Source organism: Streptomyces sp. NPDC001920, assembly GCF_053594495.1.
The window spans coordinates 521882-540879 of sequence record NZ_JBSFEP010000001.1; the positions used below are offsets into that span (position 1 = coordinate 521882).

Consider the following 18998-nt stretch of genomic DNA (forward strand, 5'->3'; position numbering starts at 1 on the left):
TTGAGCACCATCGACGACATCGGCTACGGCCGGCAGTTCAGCGGCTGGTACGACCGGATCTTCCCGCGCGACGAGTCGGCCCGGCTGACGGCACAGCGCCTGGCCGAGCTGCACCCGGAGCCCGGCGCGGCCTGTCTCGAACTCGGCGTCGGCACGGGCCGGATCGCCATCCCGCTGGCAGGACTCGCCGGGCCGGTGACCGGCGTGGACTCCTCCCCCGAGATGCTCGCCGTCCTGGCCCGGGAGGCCGACCAAGCCGGCGCCGCGGTGACGGGTGTCGTCGGCGACATCCGCAGGCCGACCGGTGACGACACGTACGGGCTGGTGTACTGCGTCTGCGCGACCCTCTCGATGCTGCTGACCGCGGAGGAACAGCGGGCCGCGGTCGGGCACGCCGCCGCCCGGCTGGCCCCGGGCGGCCGGCTGGTGATCGAGACGCACAACCCGGCCGCCGTCGCCGAACTGCACGAAGGGCAGCGCAACATCAGCTACTTCGTTCCGTACCCGGAGCCGGGCACCGGTCTGCAGACCTACTCGACTCTGCTCCCCGACGCCGGCCTGTGGCACGTCTCCCACATCTGGCACGAGAAGGACGGCACCACCCGGGTGGGCACCGAGGCGAGCCGGCTGACGACTCCGGACGAGGTCGACGCGTACGCGACGGCCGCCGGGCTCCGCCCGGCCGATCGGTGGTCGGACTGGCTGGGGACACCCTGGGACGGGGGCGGCGCCCTGTTCGTCAACGTCTACGAGCGCCCGGCATGAGCGGGTGGGCCCTCGCCCGACGGCACGGGCGCCTGCTGGCTCTCGGGGTCGCCGTCGGCCTGCTCGGGACCGCCGCCTCGCTGGCGCAGCCGCTGGTCATCAGCGACCTGATCGACGCCGCGGGCGGAGGCAGGCCCCTCGCCCCGGTGATCGCCCTGGTCGCCGCCCTGTTCTGCGCCGACGCCGCCCTGGCCGCGCTGGAGGCGTACCTGGTGGGCCGGGCGGGCGAGAACACGGTCCTCGTGATACGCCGCACGCTGACGGCACGGCTGCTGCGGGCGACCCTGTCCGACTACCGGCGCTTCGACCCCGGCGACGTCTTCACCCGCATGGTGGCGGACACCGCCCTCGCCAGGATCGCGATCACCCAGTCGCTGTCCCAGATCACCACCAACGCCTTCATGGTCGTGGGCGGCATCGTGCTGATGGGGTGGATCGACCTTCCCCTGCTGCTGCTGACCCTGCTGTGCCTCGGTGCGGCGGCCGCCGTCTCACTGCTGCTGGCCCGCCGGGTCCGGGTCGCCGCGACCGACAACCGGGAGGACACCTCACGGTTCGGCTCCGCACTGCAGCGGGCGCTCGGCGCCCTGACCACAGTGAAGGCGTCACGCGCCGAGGAACGGGAGACCGAGCGCATCGCCGGCCTGGCCCGTGACGCACACCGGTCCGGCGTACGGGTCAGCGCGTACTCCGCGCTGCTCACCCCTGCCATGAACGTCGGTACCCAGGTGGCCCTGACCGCCGTGATCGGCTGGGGCATGACACGGGTCGCCGCCGGCCACCTGTCCACGGCCGACCTCACCGCGTTCATGATGTACCTCTTCTACCTGATCTCCCCGCTGGTCACCCTGTTCATGGCCATCGGGCAGTTCCAGCAGGGGCGGGCGGCCGTCGACCGGCTCACGGAACTGGCGGAGATCGAGCAGGAGGAGGATCCGCGGCACGGGAGCCACCCGGATCCGACGGGCCGGGGCAGCACACCCGCGCCGCCCGCCGACTCGGAGGTTCCCGCGGTCGAGTTCCATGGCGTCACCTTCGGCTACGGCGCCGAACCCGTTCTGCACGAGGTGTCGTTCTCGGTGCCCGCACGCGGACTGACCGCGCTGGTGGGCCCGTCGGGCGCGGGGAAGACCACCGTCTTCCAGTTGATCGAGCGCTTCCACCAGCCCGACGCCGGCACGGTGCGCGTCGGCGGCGCGGACGTGTCCACCCTGCCCCTGGACACCCTGCGCGGCACGGTCGGATACGTGGAGCAGGAGCATGCTCTGCTCAGCGGCACCATCCGCGAGAACCTGCGCTACGCCGCACCCGACGCCGACGACGACGCGATCGCCCTGGCCCTGGACCGGGCCGGGCTCACCGAGCTCGTCGCGCGGCTGCCCGAGGGGCTCGACACCGAACTCGGCGACCGCGGCACCGGACTGTCCGGGGGGCAGCGTCAGCGGCTCGCCATCGCCCGGACGCTGCTGCAGCAGCCCTCGGTCGTCCTGCTGGACGAGGCCTCCGCCCACCTCGACGGGGAGACGGAGGAGTCGCTGCGCCGGGCCGTCGCCGAACTCGCCCGGCACTGCGCGGTCGTCACGATCTCCCACCGCCTGTCGAGTGTGACCGACGCCGACCAGATCGTTCTGCTGGAGGGTGGCCGGGTCCGGGCGGTCGGCGTGCACGGCGCACTCATGGCCGACGACCCGCTGTACCGCCGTCTGGCCGGGACACGGCTCGCCGTCGGCGGTGACGGCCCGGCCGCCGGCGCCGGGGCTGCCGTCGCGGAGGCGGTCCGGTGAGCGCCGTGGACGCCGCGATCGTGGGCACGGGTCCCAACGGGCTGGCCGCCGCGGTGACGCTGGCCCGTGCCGGGCTGCGGGTGGAGATGTACGAGGCGGCCGACGAGATCGGCGGCGGTCTGCGCACGCGCCCGCTCTTCGACTCGGACGTCGTGCACGACATCTGCTCCGCCGTCCACCCGATGGCCCTCGCCTCGCGGTTCTTCCGCGAGTTCGACCTCGCCGCTCGTGACGTCGAACTGCTCCAGCCGGACATCTCCTACGCCCATCCCCTGCCGGACGGTCCGCCCGGGATCGCCCACCGCGACCTGGCACGCACCTGCGCGGGTCTCGGCCCCGACGGCAAGCGCTGGCACCGGCTGATGGCACCGCTGGTGGAGCGCGGAACCGCCGTCGTCGACCTGGTCCTGGCGGGGGGCCGCGCGCTGCCGGGCGATCCGGTCGCCGCGGCCAGACTGCTCACCCGGGTCCTCGCGCACGCGACCCGGTTCGTCCCGGACGGGTTCACCACCGAGCGGGCGGCGGCCCTGCTCACCGGGGTGGCCGCGCACGCCGTCGGCCCCCTGCCCAGTCCCTCCTCGGCGGGCGTCGCGATGCTGCTCGGTCATCTGGCCCACAGCTCGGGCTGGCCCCTCCCCCGCGGTGGCAGCGCGTCGATAGCCCGCGCCCTCGCGGCCGACGTCCGGGCGCACGGCGGCGTCCTGCACACCGGCACACGCGTCGACGACCTGCGGGACCTGGGCGCCGTGCCCTTGGTGCTGGTGGACACGAGCCCGAAGGAGTTCCTGCGCATCGCCGGCGACCGGCTGCCGCCCGGCCATGTCCGAAGGCTCCGGTCGTTCCGGTACGGACCGGCGGCGGCCAAGGTGGACTTCCTGGTCTCGCGGCCCGTTCCGTGGCGGGACCCGGAGGTCGGCCGGGCCGGCACCGTCCATCTCGGGGGCACTCGCGCCGAGATGTACCGCCAGGAGACGCTCACCGCGCGCGGCACCCCCACCGATCGTCCGTTCGTCCTCGTCGTGGAACCCGCGGCCACCGACCCTGGCCGTGCCCGGCCCGGGAAGTACCCGGTGTGGGCGTACGCGCACGTGCCCCACGGCGACGACCGGGACCCGACCGCGCTGGTCACACGGCGGATCGAGCGTTTCGCCCCGGGGTTCGGCGACACCGTGATCGCGCGTCGAGCGGTCACCGGCCGGCAGTTCGAGGCCTACAACCCGAACTACGTCGGCGGGGACATCGGCGCGGGAGCCATGACCGTACGGCAGAGCCTGCTGCGTCCCACGGCCCGGCTCGACCCCTACCGCACGCCTCTGCACGGTGTGTACCTCTGCTCCGCCTCCACACCACCGGGGCCCGGGGTGCACGGGATGAGCGGCCACCTGGCAGCCCTGTCCGCCCTGCGCCGTATCCACGGTGTGCGCCGACGGCCCTCGCTGGCTCCTGTGCCGCCCGCGGGCCGGTGAGCGGACCTCAGTGGGATCCGGGGCAGGGGCGGTGAGCGGCGCGGCGACCGCGCCGGAGGGGTTCCGGCGAGCGGCGGGCCGGGGCGGATGCCTGGAGCTCCAGGTCGGGCCGGGCGCGGAAGGCGGGCACCTGAGCCGACCAGGTGCTGCGGATGGTGAGCGCGGCCTCGACGCGGCTGCGCAGGCCGAGTTTGGTGAGCATGCGGCTCACGTGGGTCTTGACGGTGTTCTCGGAGACCAGCAGTTTCTTGGCGATGTCCAGGTTCGACATCCCTTGCCCGACGCACACGAGGACCTGTTGTTCCCGAGGCGTCAGCACCCCGGTGAACTCCTCGCCGAGGGAGTCCGCCTGGGTGGGGGTGTGCCGAGCCGCGGCCCGGACCAGTGGCCGGACCACGGTCGAGTCGAGGAAGCCGCCGCCCTGGGCGATCAGCCGGACGGCGTGCAGGAGTTGGTCGGCCGCCGCGTCCATCGGGAGAAGGCCCACGACGCCGGCGGAGAGGGCACGCCACAGGGTGGCACTGTCGGCGTCGGCGGGCGTCAGCAGGAGTACGTCCGTCGAGGCGGGTTCGGTGATCGACCGGACCACGGCGGGCTGTTCGAGCTCCGCGCTCGTGCCCTCCATGACGACGACCTGCGGTGCGAGCTGTCGGCTCAGTCGGGCCGCCTGTGCGGCATGAGCGGCCTGGCCGATCACCGAGAGGTCCGCCGCGCTGTCGAGTATCCGCACGATTCCGGCTCGCGCGAGACCTCCGGTGCACGCGACCAGCACTTGGATTGTCATACCCCGTTGACCTGTCAGATGTAGGTTCGAGCCTGGAGGCGATGGTCACTCGCCGCGGCCGTTCCGCACTGTGCGATGTTCATCCCAACACGCCCCGGTGCCCGCGTGATCCACCCTGAGGATGAGCCCCCGGGTAATCCAAAGAATTAGGAAAGTTCACTGGTCGGAGGGATGCCGGCGGCCGTCCCGTGCCGAGAGGCTGAGGTCGGCGAAGACCGTGGGAGCACGTACGTCCGGACCGCGCTCCGGCACTTCGACCGGAGCCGGTGGAAGCCAGGAGGTCAAGGGGCGCGCGCCGGTGAGAGAGGGCGCTCACCCGGACGCGTGCGTTTCGGTCCGCACTCCTCCGTCGGCCTGTGATCGCCCCGTCGGCCGCGGCCGCCCGTGCCTGCGCCACGCCCGTCGTCTGCCGATGTCCGTGCGACGGCTGGAGAACCTCGGACCGGCTGCGGCTGCGCCGGCACACGATGCGCAAGGGAGTTGGCATGACACGTGCCCACCATCTGACCGTCCAGTGGTCGGACGCGGTCACGGGTGCGCGGGGCTGGCTCGTCATCGACCGCCTTCGACGCGGCCGTGCCAGTGGCGGGCTGCGGATGCGCCCGGGGTGCACCCTTGCCGAGGTGAGCGATCTCGCGGCCACCATGAGCCTCAAGGAGGCTCTCGTCTACCACCCGGACGACCGCTACCGTCCGTTCGGCGGCGCGAAGGGCGGGATCGACTTCGACCCCGCCGATCCGGCCGCCGAGGGAGTGCTGCACCGGTACCTGCGGGCGGTACGCCCGTTGGTGGAGAGTCACTGGGCCACCGGAGAGGACCTGGGGACCCGGCAGTCGCAGATCGACAAGGCCGTGACGGCGGTCGGTCTGCGCTCCTGTGTGCAGGCCGTCCTGCCCCTCGTACCGGACGGCCCGGAGATCGCTCTGCGCAGGGTCGAGGACGCCTTCGCCGCTCAGGTGGACGGCCTCGGGCTCGGCGACACGTCTCGGTGGGTACGGCGTGGCCCAGGCGACCCTCGCCACGCTCGCCGAGTACGGCGCGGACCCGGGCCGCCAGACGGCGACCGTCCACGGCTTCGGATCCATGGGAGGCGCCGCCGCACGCCACCTCGCGCGTGCCGGGGTCAAGGTCAACGCGGTGGTCGACCGGCTCGGCATCGTACACGACGACCGGGGGCTGGACGTCGAGCGGCTGCTGGCCGTCCGCACCCCGGACGGTGTCGTTCCCCGTACGGCGCTGCCCGCCGGCTCCTCCACCCTGCCGCTCGCTCACTGGACCGAGGTTCCCAGCGACATCCTGGTCACCGCCGCGACGTCGTACGCCGTGCATGCCTCCAACCACGGCAGCCTCACCTGCCGCTACCTCGTGGAGGCCGCCAACGTGTCCGTGGTGCCCGAGGCGGAGGCCGCCCTCACCGCGCGCGGAGTGACGGTCGTGCCGGACTTCCTGGCCAACTCGGCGGCGAACAGCTGGTGGTGGTGGACGCTGTTCGGTGACGTGTCCGCCGACCCCGGTCAGGCCCTGGCCAAGATCGAGTCGACGATGCACCGGCTCGCGCACGAGGTGTTCGCGGTCGTGCGTACCACCGGCCTCACCGCACGCCAGGCCGCCACGGCCCTCGCCGAGGAGCGTGACACCGCCCTGCGGGCTCTGGAACCGGCCGATCCGCTCGACGGGTAATTCCGGGTCAACTTTAGAACCAGACCCACTCACACCTCTTTACGATCTTTCTCCGCAGCACTGACGCCGCAATCATGAAACGGATAGCGTTGCCGCGTCCTCGTCTGCGCCTTCGGCTTTCTCCGGAGAGCCGGACGACAATTCCCGGGCGCGGCCCCACGGATGAAGATCCCGGCACCGCACCCAAAGGACACGACACAGTGCGAGAAAGGATCCACGAGCCCATGCAGGACATAGCCGAGTACATGAACAACCACCCCGACCTCCAGGGCGACATCGTCGACGCCGACGGTGCCGTCCGCACCGAGATGCTGCCGGTCCTGGCCACCCCGGCCATCGTCGCGCGGACCGTCCTGGCCACCGTCGCCGCGTACACCGTCACCAGGAACCACATCGGCTAGCAGGCGGCGTCCGCTCATGAACAATCCGTCGGGCCGGAAGCGGAAAAGGCTTCCGGTCCGACGGGCCGGGGAGAATTCCGTGAAACTCGTAAAAAGACTCGGCTCACTGCTTCTCGGGCCGATCCCGGTGTCGCGTGACCGCGCCATCAGCATCTCCGAACGGCTCGCCGCGGCCACCACCCTCACGTCGTCGGTCGAATACCTGGCGCAGCGCGAAGAAATGTCCGAGGGCGGGCTCAACGACTGGAAAGTCATACGGCAGGTGCACGCCGAGTCCTCGCCGATCACCCGTCGGCTGCTGGACCTGATCGCCTCGCCTCGCACGACGACCGCCCTGCACCTGGCGCGCACCGCGGTCAGCGCGGGTCTCCTGCTGCACCCCGGCAACAGCCGCTGGCGCGGCGCGGGCAACCTCTTCCTCGGCCTGAGTTCGGTCGCGCTGTACCCCCGGCACCGGCACGGCACGGACGGCTCCGACCAGGTGGCGATCCTCACCCAGCTGTGCACCGGCCTGGCCCGGACCTCCCGATCCCCGCAGACCCAGGACGCCCTGCTCTGGTATCTCGCGGCCCAGTCGAACCTGTCGTACGTGGTCGCGGGGTGGCTCAAGCTCGTGGGCGAGTCCTGGCGGGACGGCTCGGCCCTGCCCGGGATCCTGCGGACCAGGACGTACGGACACGAGCCGTCCTACCGGCTCACCCGTAGGTACCCGCGCGCCTCGAAGGCCCTCACCCACGGCGTGCTCGCGCTGGAGTGCCTGTTCCCGCTGGCCTACCTGGCGGGCGGCAGGCTCGCCCGGCCGGTGATCGGCGGCGCGGCCGCGTTCCACGTCACCAACGGCTTCGTCATGGGCCTGGGCCGCTTCGTCACCTCGTTCCTGTCGATGCACCCTGCGGTCGCCTACACCTCGGCTCCGAAGGACCACCCGGCCGTCGCCGGCCGCGACGACCGCGCGATGCTCGCCAACGCCCTGCTGTTGGCGGGAGCGACCGCGGGGGCCGTCGCCGTCGGTGTGCATCGGCGCCTGCGCGTGGTCGCCGGGTCCGGCTCCTCCCGCCATGTGACGACGCGTCACGGCAACCGGCTGCAGTACGAGTCCGTGGGGGGCGAAGCAAACCAGGAGCGCCCCGTCCTGGTCTTCGCCGCGGGCATGGCCTCGACGCCGGAGCACTTCGCATGGCTCGTGGAGAAGATCGTCGCGGAGGCCGGCTGCGAGGCCGTCACCTACGCCCGCGCCGGGTACGCCGGAAGCAGACGCGGCGCCACGACCCCCTTCCGGCTGAGCGAGTCGGTCGATGATCTCGTCGACCTCGTGCGAAGCGCGGTGCCCCCGCACCGCAAGGTCGTCCTCGTCGGTCATTCGCTCGGCGGAGAACTCGCCCGGCGTGCCGCCGTCCAGCTCGGCGATCAACTGCACGGCATCGTCTACCTGGACCCCTCCCACCCGGACCAGCTGAACCGCTCGGCCCAGCAGAGCGCGACGGCCCGCAGCTTCGGTGCCTCACTGTCCCTGATGATCTGGTCGCTGCGCTGCGGACTCGGTGTGCTCCTGTCGCGCCCGCAGTGGCTCCAGGACCTGCCGCCGAGGTACCGGCGACGGGTCTTCGACCAGTACGCCGACAGCCGTCTGTGGGAGGCGGGCCGACGCGAGTGGCGTGCTGTGGAGGAGGACTTCCGGGGCTTCACCGGTCCCGTCGGACCCACGCCGGTGCACGCCCTGGTGATCTCCGCCCAGCAGACGGTGGACCGGGATCCGCAGCAGTTGCTGATGCACCACGAGCTGGCCGGGGCGCACAGCGGTGAGGGCCGCCACGCCCGGACCGTCGTCCTGGAGGGGGCGACCCACGACTCGATGCTGACGCACGGCAGGTTCGCCACCGAGGCCGGCCGCCACGTGGTCGATTTCCTCGACGGCACGGCCCCGTCGCCCCACCACGCCGGCACGGACGCGCAGAAGGAGTCCCGGCGATGAAACAGCTTCGTACGCTCAGGTCCCTGGCCCGGACCGCGTTCGCCACCCCTGGTGGTGTCGCGCGGACGGTCGGCGCCGCGGCGCTGGTCGGAACCCTCGCCGTACAGCACCCCAACTCCGCCTTCAGCCGCGTCATCCTCCGGGACAGGTTCTCGCTGCTCCCGAACTGGCGCTTCTTCGCACCGACCCCCGCGGTGCACGACTTCCACCTCCTCTACCGGACGCTGGACCTGCAGGGCCGGACGTCGTCGTGGAAGTCGGTGGACGTCATCGAGGGACGGAAGCTGCACCAGATCGTCTGGTTCCCCGGCCGCCGCCCCGAGAAGGCGGTGTTCGACCTCTGCAGCGAACTGCTGCCCGTACTGGACCAGGGCTTCACACAGCTGAGCAAGGCGCCCGCCTACCAGGTGCTCGTGGCCTACCTGCGCAGGTGGATCCGCGCCGACGGGACACCCGAGGTCAAGGGATTCCAGTTCGCGCTCACCCAGGCCACCGGCTTCGACACCGGACACGAACCGGAGATCATCTTCGTCTCCCCGTACCTGGAGACGAGCCCCGACCCGGCAAGCGCCCCGTCGGCGCCCGGCGTGAGCCGCAGGAGGTAGCCGAGATCATCGAGGGACTCCGCCCCAACCTGGACGAGCTTCCTGACGACCGGCGGGAGCGGCGCGCCGCCGAGTGGACCAGGCTGCTCAGTGAGCGGCACTGGCACCGGCCCTACCTCCGGAACTGAGCCGCTTGTCACTGCGCCCTTCCGGGCAGCAGTAGGGCCAGCACTCAGCCCGTGTCCTGGGCTGCCTGCGCAATGCGACGGCTTGTCGTCGGTAGTGGCTGGTCTGGGATCGGGCCTGGTGGCGACGTCGCCAGACGTACCAGCCACGACGTGCGCCAGGGTGGCGCTGGACAGACCGACAGTGTCGGTGCCCTTCTTCACGTCGCCGGTCTCGTCGACCACGAGCACCGCCTCGTCGTCGTGCACCCTCCTGCCAGTGGGTAGGATCCACGCTGTGACCTGCGGCCACCGCGTGATCTTCAGTCTTCACACACCGACAATCAACGGTGGCCGCACCCGTCTCCACAGCGCGTCAGGCCCGCGCAGCGTCTGTCTGCCGTCCTGTCTCTGAAGGACATGTGCAACGTGGCGAAGTCTGGTGGGTCCAGTTCGACGAGCGGAGGTTGGTCGTACTGCTGTCGGGAGACGACGGATGAGGGACGCCCTCCGTCTCGGTGCACTCGGCTAGAGGGAGAAGGAAGCGACGGCGTGGGCGGACTCGGCCAGATGATCGACGCTGTCCGACTGCGGCCTTGGCGCCCCTCACCGTCGAGATCACGATCTACGGCTGGAGTGCTAAACGCTTTCGACGATGACAGTCCAGTTGACTAGCAGATCGGCGATATGTTCTGGAAACGGCGCGTTGATCGATCACTATCACCTTGCGTCGGTTGACGGCGGTCGGGCTGTGCTGCCGGCTCCCGCCCCAGCCCATGAGGGGCGCGTCGACCCCGAGGCCGACCGCAGCACGCCGGGAGGTGACACGTTCCCATCGCGCATTCGCCCGCCTGATGAACCCACCTGTGCCGCTCATGCCGGCTCGGGGGATCTGCCTCCAGCGCACGGACATCGACCCAGCGGCCGACATCCGGAGCAGCAGCGCTGTGCTGGCACACCAAAGCGCCCCCGACCCGCAAAGCAGCAGGTCAGGGGCGCCGGAGCGGATCTGAATCAGTCCAGGTAGTCGCGCAGCACCTGCGACCGCGACGGGTGGCGCAGCTTCGACATCGTCTTGGACTCGATCTGGCGGATGCGCTCACGCGTGACGCCGTACACCTTGCCGATCTCGTCGAGGGTCTTCGGCTGACCGTCGGTGAGACCGAAGCGCATCGACACGACGCCCGCCTCGCGCTCGGACAGGGTGTCGAGGACCGAGTGCAGCTGCTCCTGGAGGAGCGTGAAGCTGACCGCGTCGGCCGGGACGACGGCCTCGGAGTCCTCGATGAGGTCACCGAACTCGCTGTCGCCGTCCTCACCCAGCGGGGTGTGCAGCGAGATGGGCTCGCGGCCGTACTTCTGGACCTCGATGACCTTCTCCGGGGTCATGTCGAGCTCCTTGGCCAGCTCCTCCGGGGTGGGCTCGCGACCCAGGTCCTGGAGCATCTGGCGCTGCACGCGCGCGAGCTTGTTGATGACCTCGACCATGTGCACCGGGATACGGATGGTGCGGGCCTGGTCGGCCATCGCGCGGGTGATCGCCTGGCGGATCCACCAGGTGGCGTACGTGGAGAACTTGTAGCCCTTGGTGTAGTCGAACTTCTCGACCGCGCGGATCAGACCGAGGTTGCCCTCCTGGATGAGGTCCAGGAAGAGCATGCCGCGGCCGGTGTAGCGCTTGGCCAGGGAGACCACCAGACGGAGGTTGGCCTCCAGGAGGTGGTTCTTGGCGCGGCGGCCGTCCTCGGCGATGATCTCCAGCTCGCGCTTGAGCTTCGGGGCGAGCTTGTCGGCGTTGGACAGCTTGTCCTCGGCGAACAGGCCGGCCTCGATGCGCTTGGCGAGCTCGACCTCCTGCTCGGCGTTGAGCAGGGGGACCTTGCCGATCTGCTTGAGGTAGTCCTTGACCGGGTCGGCGGTGGCACCGGCGGCCGCGACCTGCTGGGCAGGCGCGTCGTCCTCGTCCTCGTCGGAGAGCACGAAGCCGGCACTCTCGGTGCCCTCGGGCTCCTCGCCGGGCTTGGCGTCCTCGAGGACCTCGTCCTCGATCAGCTCGACGTCGTCCTTCTTGGCGGTGGTCTTCTTGGCCGCCGTCTTCTTCGCGGCCGTCGTCTTCTTCGCGGCCGCCTTCTTGGTGGTCGTCTTCTTGGCGGCGGCCTTCTTGGCCGGGGCCTCGTCCTCGGCGACGGTTTCGGCGGCGGGCGCCGCAGGGGTGGCGGCGGCGGTGGCCTTCTTGGTGGTCACCGTCTTGGCCGCGACCGTCTTGGTGGCGGTGCGCTTGGCCGGACTCTTCGCTGCGACGCTCTTTCGTGTGCGCTTGGGTTCCGCGGCACTGACCATCAGCGTCACACCCTCTTCCTCGAGGATCTGGTTGAGGCTGCGCAGTACGTTCTTCCACTGAGTGGCCGGAATCTGGTCGGCTTCGAAGGCCCGACGCACATCGTCGCCGGCGATCTGCCCCTCAGCCTTTCCCCGCTCGATCAGAGCCATGACAGAGACGGACTCGGCAATCTCCGGCGGGAGCGTACGGGATGTGCTGGCCGACACGAACAACCTCTCGGAACGTTGGAAAACGGCTTCCGGCCCCGTCCACGGCGGACAGGAGCCGACCACCGACCTGGGGATGGGCCGACGGCGCGGGCGGGGGCCGGGAAGATGCACAGCGCCTTGAGCGGCGTCCGTATTCCTTCCTCGGCTGTCACCTCTTAGGTCATCGCGTTGTTTCCCCGAGCGTTACGCCCAATCTGCGTGGCCCGAGTCACATCCCGTAACCGACCAAAAACGGTCAGACGCAGACATAACCGGTCATTCACAGTTTGACCCCATGCACTGTACGGCCATCCGCCGCCTCGTCGCACCGTCGGACCCGCAGGATCCGTGCTGGATCCTGCGGGTCCGACGGGAGAGGGTACGCGGACCGATCGACACCCCAGGAGGGGGGAGGCGTCCTTCAGTCGCGCACCCCGGGGGTGAGGTCAGTGCTCACGGGGTGCGGGCACCACGCGCTCGACCTCGGGGTGGACCGTGAGCAGCTGACGCATGGCGGTCTCGGCAGCCACTCCGTCGCCGGTGGCGAGGGCGTCGACGATCCTGCCGTGCAGCGCCAGCGAGGTCTCGTTCGGCCGGTCGCAGCCCGTGACAGGGCCGCCGGAGACCTGGAGGGCGGCCGAGACGATTCCCGACAGATGCTCCAGCATGCGGTTGCCCGCCACCTGAATGAGCAGCGAATGGAATTCGGTGTCGGCGCGGGAGAAGGTGAGGACGTCACCCTGCCCCATCGCGTGACCCATGATCTCGACCATGTCGCCGAGCCGCTGCTGGACGTCGTCGCGCCCGTGCCCGGCGGCGAGGCGGGCGGCCAGCGGCTCGATCGTCCAGCGCAGCTCGCTCAGCTCCCGGCGCTGGTCGTCTCGCTGCGGCCCGAAGGCCCGCCACTCGATGATGTCAGGGTCGAGGAGGTTCCAGTCGCTGACGGGGCGCACGCGCGTGCCGACGTTCGGCCGGGCGCTGACCAGGCCCTTGGCCTCCAGGACCCGGAGCGACTCGCGGACGACGGTGCGGGAGACCTCGAATCGCTGCCCGATCTCCTCGGGCACGAGCGGACGGTCGGCACCGAGGTCGCCGGAAACGATCATCTGGCCGAGCTGCTGAACGAGTTGGCCGTGCAGCCCGCGTCCGCGGCTGCCCGCGGCACGCCGGCCGACACGGCCCAGCTCCGGGTCCGCGCTCTCCCAGGCGGATGCTCCGACGCGGTCGGCGACGGAGGCCTCGGCGTAGGGGTAGCGGTCGAGATCGCCCGGGCCGGCAAGACCGGAGTCGGTGGCGCGGGCGGCGGTCATCATGGTGTGCGCAAGGGTACTCACGGATCCTTTGTCGGCGCCGTCTCCAACTCCCTTGAGGTCTTTGGTGAAAAGCACACGAAAGGGTGATCGCTCACCCCGTCGCAATTGACGCCTTATCGGAAAGAAATGGGCTTTCCCGGGGAGTTGTGCGCAGGACGGAATCAGCAGGGGCGGGGACGGTGGTCATCGGGTCCTGCTTCGCAGGGTCGTGAGCAGATAGGCGCTGAGCAGGGCGGCCAGCGACAACGTCAGCGCGCCACCGACGGGTTGGGCGATCACGCGTGCGACGGCGGCCAGGTAGCGCTCGCCCCCGAAGGGCCACTGCGAGAGCAGCACCTCGCGCACCCGCAGCGGAAACCCCGCCGCCGTCCGCACGGACGGCCCTTCCATGATCTTCTGCACCAGGGGTACGAGGAGGACGGGCACGGAGACCACCGCGGCGAGCCCGGCCGTGGTCGAGCGGAAGAGGCCCGCCGCCAGCACGCCGGCCCACGCGCAGCCGACCATGAGCCCGATCCAACTGGCGCTCAGCGAGAGCCAGTCCGCGGGAACCTCCGCGAGCTCCCGTCCGTAGACGAGGTAGAGCATCTCGATGTCGCAGCCCACGGTGAGGACGGCCAGCACCATCGCGGTGACGGAGGTGACGAGCAGCTTGGCGGCGAGCAGCCCCAGGCGGCGGGGGACGGTGCCGCGATCCGCGGCCAGGGCGGGGTGGCGGAATTCGTCGCCGAACGCGATCGCACCGAGCAGCCCCGCCCCGAGCGCCGCGGGCGGCAGCGGCAGCTCCTGCGGCCACGCCACGTACAGGCGCGGCCGCGGAGTGTGTCCGACCCGGGCCAGCAGTACGGCGGTGACGGCGGACACCACGAGCACGGCGGCACAGGTGAGAAAGCCCGTACCGACACCGGCGGCGCGACGGATTTCGTAGCGCAGAGGGCGCAGGGGGCTGGGGGCGGGGCGGACGGAGATGGGAGGCGGGAGATCGGGAAGGCGGTCGGCGGAGGAGGCCGACGAGCCTGAGCCGGAGGTCTGGGTCTTTGTCGCGGTGCCTGTTGCGCAGGGTCCAGCCGTGTCTGTCTCCGCGCCGGTCGCCGCCTCGTCCGGGATCGACTCGGCCTTGGCGGTGATCGGCTCGGCCTTCACGGGGATCGGCTCGGCCTTGACCGTGGCCGTGGCCGTGTCCGTCGCTGTGGCCGTGAGATCGTCGGCCCCGGCCACCGTCGGGGCGTCCGCCGGGCGGCTCGGCCCCATGTCCCCGATCTCGTCCGCCAGTTGATGCACGAGCACTCCGTGTCGAAACGCGATCTCCCCGACGGCGGCGCAGGTACTGCCGTACACGGAGAGCCGGTTGCCGCCCTCGCGCACCACCTCGACACTGCGCCGCGCGGCGCGTGCCTCCTTGCTGAGCAGAGCGGCGAGGCGGGAGGCATGCGGGGTGCGGACGGCGACACGGGGGCGCAGCCGGGTCCGGGCGAAGTCGGCGGCCTCCTGGTCGGCGACGAGTCTGCCCCGTTCCAGCGTGACGACCCGGTCGGCGGTGCGTGCGGCCTCCTTGGGGTCGGTCGTGGTCAGCAGGACCGTGCCGCCCTGGGTCGCGTGCGCCCGCAGCATGCCGTACAACCAATGGCTCTCACGTGTCGAGAGCCCGTCCGCGGGGGCGTCGAGGACGAGGGTGTGCGGGTCTGCCAGCAGCGCGCAGGCCAGGCCCAGCCGGCGGTCCATGCCGCGCGAGAGGGTCCCGAGGCGTTCGTCACGCAGACTGACGAGGCCGACCACCTCCAGGACTTCGTCGGCGCGGCGTGCCGGAACGCCCGCGGCGGCGCACAGCATGCGCAGATGGCCGCGGACCGTGCGGGCCGGGTGGCCTGGGACGTCCCTCAGCAGTACGCCGACCTCACGCGACGGATGGGCGATGCGGTGCAAGGGGCGACCCCTGAAGTAGGTGATCCCACGGCCGCGTTGAAGTTCGAGCATGAGTCTGAGCGCCGTCGACTTACCCGCACCCGACGCCCCGAGCAGCGCGGTGACATGCCCCGCGCGCGCCTCGAAGGAGACGTCGTCGACGGCGGGAGGAAGCTCCTTGCGAGGGTCGCTGGTCAACCCGATGGCCTGGATCACCCTCAGCAAGATAGCGCGTTATGTCCGTTTTTCCGGGCAGCGCAAGGCCCGCTGCCCGGACGGCAGGTCTGTCCGGCCGGATCCCTGTCCGGCCCGGTTCGCCCCCGGCCACGCCCTTAGCGGGCCCGGATCGGCACTCTTCCATCCGGCCCGGCGTGGTTCTGGGCTGCGGCGTCAGACCTCGGGGCGCAGCATCGGGGGGTTGAGCAGCGTCGCTCCGCCGGCCCGGAAGAGCTGGGCGGGGCGGCCGCCCTGGCGCGTGGTCGTACCGCCGGTGGGGACGAGGAAGCCCGGCGTGCCGGTCACCTTACGGTGGAAGTTGCGGGGGTCAAGGGCCACGCCCCACACCGCTTCGTAGACCCGGCGCAGCTCCCCGACGGTGAACTCGGTGGGGCAGAACGCAGTGGCCAGCGACGAGTACTCGATCTTGGAGCGGGCTCGCTCCACCCCGTCGGCCAGGATCTGGGCGTGGTCGAAGGCGAGCGGCGCGACCGGTTCGCCGTCGCGGCCGTAACCGCCCTGCTGCAACAACTCGTCCACGGGCGCCCAGCGGGCATTGCTGGCGTCGCCTCCCGCCCGGGGAGCGGGCAGGTCGGGGGCGAGCGCGAGGTGGGCGACGCTGACCACACGCATCCGCGGGTCCCGCTTGGGGTCACCGTAGGTCGCCAGCTGCTCCAGGTGGGCGCCGTTGTCCTGCACGGGGACGGAAGGGTCGTGGGCGCGCAGCCCGGTCTCCTCGGCCAACTCTCGCGCCGCCGCCTGCGCCAGATCCTCGTCAGCCCTCACGAACCCGCCGGGCAGTGCCCAGCGCCCCTGGAACGGCGGCTCGCCCCTGCGTACCGCCAACGCGCACAGAGCATGGCGGCGCACGGTCAGCACGACCAAGTCCACGGTGACGGCAAAGGGCGGAAAGGCTGACGGGTCGTAGGGCATGCCGCGATCATAGTCGTCTGCTTGACGATAAACACTCCCTTCACTGGCCTCGGCGGCGGCTGATCCATTTCCGTCCGGTATGGGCCCCGCCCTCTCGTCCGGTGTTGCGCTGTGTGGTGTCGTCCGAGGTCAGACCCGAAGTTGAAGCCCGTCGACCGCCTCCTCGACCATGGCGAGACCCAGTCTGCTGACGCGTACGGCGAAGGGCGCACCGGCCACCCGCAAGCCCGTCAGGACGATCTCCCCCACGGGCGCGCTGCGCATCGGCCGCAACGTCACCGTCCCCCCGGGGACGTCGGGGCGGATGCCCGCGAGCGTCATCAGCAGCAGCACCCCGGCCGCAGCCGCCGTGGCCGCCGGACGACAGGCCGCGGGATGCGGGAGCGGGGCACTCCCGTCGGTGCGCTGCTTCCCCGCGTACATCTCGGGCAGCCGGTGGTCGAACGACTCCGCCGCCGCCAGCACCCCTCGCAGCAGCGCGCTCGCCTCCTTCTCGTAGTCGGCGGCGGCCAGGCCCGCCACGGCGAGGGCCGTTTCGTGGACCCGCACCGCACCGGTGCGATGACCGAACGGGTTGTGGCCCGGCTCCTTGGCACCCAGTCCGCGCAGGCCCCAGCCCGAGTCCAGGGCCGGACCGCCGAGCAGCCGGGCGAGCTGTTCCGTCCGCACCCTGTCGAGCAGGCCGGGCGCAAGCTCTCCCCCGCCCAGCAGACCGGTGTCGAGGAGATGGGCGGCGGCAGCGCCCAGATGCGGGACGAGGCGTCCGTCGGGGGTTCGGGCAGCCGCGGGTCGGCCGCCGCCCACGTCGTCGATCCAGAAGTCCTCGCGGAACGCCGACCGCAGCGCGCCTGCCCAGGCCCGCAGCTCGGCGCCGCCCGGTCTTCCGCAGGCGTCGAGGAGGTCGGCACCGAGCAGGGCCGCACGATGGGCGTGGGCCTGGGTCTCGCAGCGGACGGGACCGCCGGGGTGCGGGTCGCGCAGATACGTGCCGTCGCCCGTGGTCGCCCGCAGCCAGCTCAGGCATCGCTCGGCCACGGGGAGGAGCTCCTCGGTGTCGGCGTCGGACATGCCCCAGCGTCGGGCCTCCGCGAGCAGCGTGGGAAAGAGCAGCGTGGCCTCCGTACCCGTGCAGCTCGGCGGCAGATGCGTGCCGGCGTCCCGTACCGGGCCGGGAATCATCCCGAACTTATGTCCCTGCGTTCGGAGTTGACTGCGCGCGAGGGTGCGCAGCGTGCCCACCGCCAGCCGGGTACCCAGGGGCAGGGCCATCCGGGCCGCGGCTAGGGCCTCAGCCGGAGCCATACCGCAGCGCCAGGGCACCCCGGCGGCCGGATACGTGTCGGCCGGGTGCGCGGGGTCGCGCAGCAAAAGGGCCTGGAGGTCCTCGATACTCGTCCGCAGGAGTGCCTCCGCCCTGGGGTCGTCACCGGTGGCCCGCGGGGACGCCAGCGGGCTGGTCGCCGCTCGGCCCACAGCCCGCACGGGGCCCGCCCCGTCCTGGCGAACGCGCAGCTCGATGGTCGCGCTGCCGCCCGGGGCCAGGGCGAGCTCCCAGCGCAGCAGCCCGGCGGAGGCCAGCGCGTCGGTGGGGGGCGGGTCGGCCGTCACTGCCGTGCCGCCCGCCGCGGACGTCCAGCGCAGACCGGAGTCATGGACGGTGGCGGGCAGTTCCGGTCCCGTGTTGCCGCACACGATCGCACCCAGCTCGGCCAGGTCCGTGCCGAGGGAGACCTCTACCGGCACGCGCAGCGGACGGAGGCCCGTACTGTGCAGCACGATCCGCTCGCTGCCGTCGGCGTGTCGGGTTCGCTCGACGACGACGTCCGGGTCGGGGCCGGCCTGTGGAGAAACGCTCAAGGTGCCCACGAACCTGGCGCGGTCGGCCGACATCATCCGTGCCTGCACCGGGAGTGGTTCTCGCCCGGCCACCCTGACCCGGCAGCGCGAGAGAACGCGACGGCCCGCGCGGTAGAACCCGTCCAGTCCCTGTCCGGTCAACTGCCCGTGGTGCGTGGAGATGGCGAGACCCGGTAGGGCGACGCAGATCATCGCGTCGTGGGTCGAGGGCAAGGAAGCGGGTCGCCGGGAGCTCGACGGTGGGCGAGGCGAGGGCGCGCTTTTCGGTGGGGAGGAGCCCCGATCGTAGTGGGCCTGCGGTGGTGATGTGTCGCCCTGGCTCGTGGGTGAGGGGGGTAACGGGGGACTCGGAGGGCTTGGGGGGCCCGACGTCGGGAGGGTGGCGGGGTTGGGCGGGTTCGCTGAGATGGCAGGAGGGGCTGGAGGGGCCGCAGCGCTTGGAAAGGCAGGACGAGCTTGAGAGGCCTGAGAGGCTGGTGAGGCCCCGGTAGTTGATGTTGGCGGCCTCGCTGGGCTTGTGGGCCTTGTCGGCTGCAGTGGGAGCGTGGTGCGCCCCTCCCACCGGTATGGGCGACCGTCCTGACCGGACGCCGGACGCCAGGCCGTAGAGGGTGTGGGTTTTGTCGATCCCTCCACGAGCCACCGTGGCTCCTCGGTTTCCTCATCAGGTCGCGGCCCGTGCTCCGC

13 protein-coding genes and 2 pseudogenes are annotated in these 18998 nt (G+C 71.4%); 9 read left to right on the top strand and 6 right to left on the bottom strand.

Translation table 11 applies throughout. From position 1 onward, the window contains the following. From ACWCPI_RS02135 to ACWCPI_RS02145, 3 genes are read left to right on the top strand one after another with little or no spacing between them, the layout of a single operon-like run. A complete protein-coding gene (locus ACWCPI_RS02135; RefSeq protein WP_451036269.1) occupies nucleotides 1–765 on the top strand; it encodes a class I SAM-dependent methyltransferase in 765 nt (254 codons plus the stop codon). Then, nucleotides 762–2549 (top strand): ABC transporter ATP-binding protein, encoded by a 1788-nt coding sequence (locus ACWCPI_RS02140; protein WP_451036270.1) that lies wholly within the window; start codon nucleotides 762–764, stop codon nucleotides 2547–2549. The genes ACWCPI_RS02135 and ACWCPI_RS02140 overlap by 4 nt, the downstream gene beginning before the upstream one ends. Then, entirely contained in the window at nucleotides 2546–4015 is a 1470-nt protein-coding gene (locus ACWCPI_RS02145; RefSeq protein ID WP_451036271.1) for a phytoene desaturase family protein, read from the top strand. The genes ACWCPI_RS02140 and ACWCPI_RS02145 overlap by 4 nt, the downstream gene beginning before the upstream one ends. Before the next feature lie 7 nt (nucleotides 4016–4022). Here ACWCPI_RS02145 and ACWCPI_RS02150 read toward each other — a convergent pair whose 3' ends face one another. After that, nucleotides 4023–4799, bottom strand: coding sequence for a LuxR C-terminal-related transcriptional regulator (locus tag ACWCPI_RS02150; protein WP_451036272.1), 777 nt, complete (start codon nucleotides 4797–4799; stop codon nucleotides 4023–4025). Between the two features lie 485 nt (nucleotides 4800–5284). Between ACWCPI_RS02150 and ACWCPI_RS02155 the strand changes: the two are divergent. From ACWCPI_RS02155 to ACWCPI_RS02180, 6 genes and pseudogenes are all read left to right on the top strand, one after another. Next, a pseudogene (locus ACWCPI_RS02155) lies at nucleotides 5285–5584 on the top strand (Glu/Leu/Phe/Val dehydrogenase dimerization domain-containing protein); the annotation flags it as partial. Between the two features lie 214 nt (nucleotides 5585–5798). Further along, a complete protein-coding gene (locus tag ACWCPI_RS02160) occupies nucleotides 5799–6479 on the top strand; it encodes a hypothetical protein (protein ID WP_451036273.1) in 681 nt (226 codons plus the stop codon). A 224-nt stretch (nucleotides 6480–6703) separates the two neighbouring features. Continuing rightward, complete coding sequence (locus tag ACWCPI_RS02165) at nucleotides 6704–6880, top strand: hypothetical protein (RefSeq protein ID WP_451036274.1); 177 nt, start codon at nucleotides 6704–6706, stop codon at nucleotides 6878–6880. A gap of 79 nt (nucleotides 6881–6959) precedes the next feature. After that, nucleotides 6960–8852 (top strand): alpha/beta fold hydrolase, encoded by a 1893-nt coding sequence (locus ACWCPI_RS02170; protein WP_451036275.1) that lies wholly within the window; start codon nucleotides 6960–6962, stop codon nucleotides 8850–8852. Then, nucleotides 8849–9457, top strand: a complete 609-nt coding sequence (locus tag ACWCPI_RS02175) for a hypothetical protein (protein ID WP_451036276.1) — start codon at nucleotides 8849–8851, stop codon at nucleotides 9455–9457. The genes ACWCPI_RS02170 and ACWCPI_RS02175 overlap by 4 nt, the downstream gene beginning before the upstream one ends. 454 nt (nucleotides 9458–9911) lie before the next feature. After that, nucleotides 9912–10055 (top strand): annotated as a pseudogene (locus ACWCPI_RS02180) (type II toxin-antitoxin system PemK/MazF family toxin); the annotation flags it as partial. Between the two features lie 520 nt (nucleotides 10056–10575). Here ACWCPI_RS02180 and ACWCPI_RS02185 read toward each other — a convergent pair. The 5 genes from ACWCPI_RS02185 to ACWCPI_RS02205 form a co-directional block, all read right to left on the bottom strand. Beyond that, entirely contained in the window at nucleotides 10576–12108 is a 1533-nt protein-coding gene (locus ACWCPI_RS02185) for an RNA polymerase sigma factor (protein WP_451036277.1), read from the bottom strand. Between the two features lie 428 nt (nucleotides 12109–12536). Next, entirely contained in the window at nucleotides 12537–13424 is an 888-nt protein-coding gene (locus ACWCPI_RS02190; protein WP_451036278.1) for a FadR/GntR family transcriptional regulator, read from the bottom strand. 162 nt (nucleotides 13425–13586) lie between these two features. Beyond that, nucleotides 13587–15521, bottom strand: a complete 1935-nt coding sequence (locus ACWCPI_RS02195; protein ID WP_451036279.1) for an ABC transporter ATP-binding protein — start codon at nucleotides 15519–15521, stop codon at nucleotides 13587–13589. A gap of 174 nt (nucleotides 15522–15695) precedes the next feature. Further along, a complete protein-coding gene (locus tag ACWCPI_RS02200; RefSeq protein ID WP_019755082.1) occupies nucleotides 15696–16454 on the bottom strand; it encodes an NUDIX hydrolase in 759 nt (252 codons plus the stop codon). A 129-nt stretch (nucleotides 16455–16583) separates the two neighbouring features. After that, entirely contained in the window at nucleotides 16584–18503 is a 1920-nt protein-coding gene (locus tag ACWCPI_RS02205; protein WP_451036357.1) for a glycogen debranching N-terminal domain-containing protein, read from the bottom strand. Between the last annotated feature and the right edge of the window lie 495 nt (nucleotides 18504–18998).

Bases quoted from the DNA above. Each gene is read 5' to 3' on its own strand.
- ACWCPI_RS02140 (WP_451036270.1), top strand. From the start codon at position 762: ATGAGCGGGTGGGCCCTCGCCCGACGGCACGGGCGCCTGCTGGCTCTC.
- ACWCPI_RS02150 (WP_451036272.1), bottom strand. From the start codon at position 4,799: ATGACAATCCAAGTGCTGGTCGCGTGCACCGGAGGTCTCGCGCGAGCC.
- ACWCPI_RS02165 (WP_451036274.1), top strand. From the start codon at position 6,704: ATGCAGGACATAGCCGAGTACATGAACAACCACCCCGACCTCCAGGGC.
- ACWCPI_RS02175 (WP_451036276.1), top strand. From the start codon at position 8,849: ATGAAACAGCTTCGTACGCTCAGGTCCCTGGCCCGGACCGCGTTCGCC.
- ACWCPI_RS02200 (WP_019755082.1), bottom strand. From the start codon at position 16,454: ATGCCCTACGACCCGTCAGCCTTTCCGCCCTTTGCCGTCACCGTGGAC.
- ACWCPI_RS02205 (WP_451036357.1), bottom strand. From the start codon at position 18,503: ATGATCTGCGTCGCCCTACCGGGTCTCGCCATCTCCACGCACCACGGG.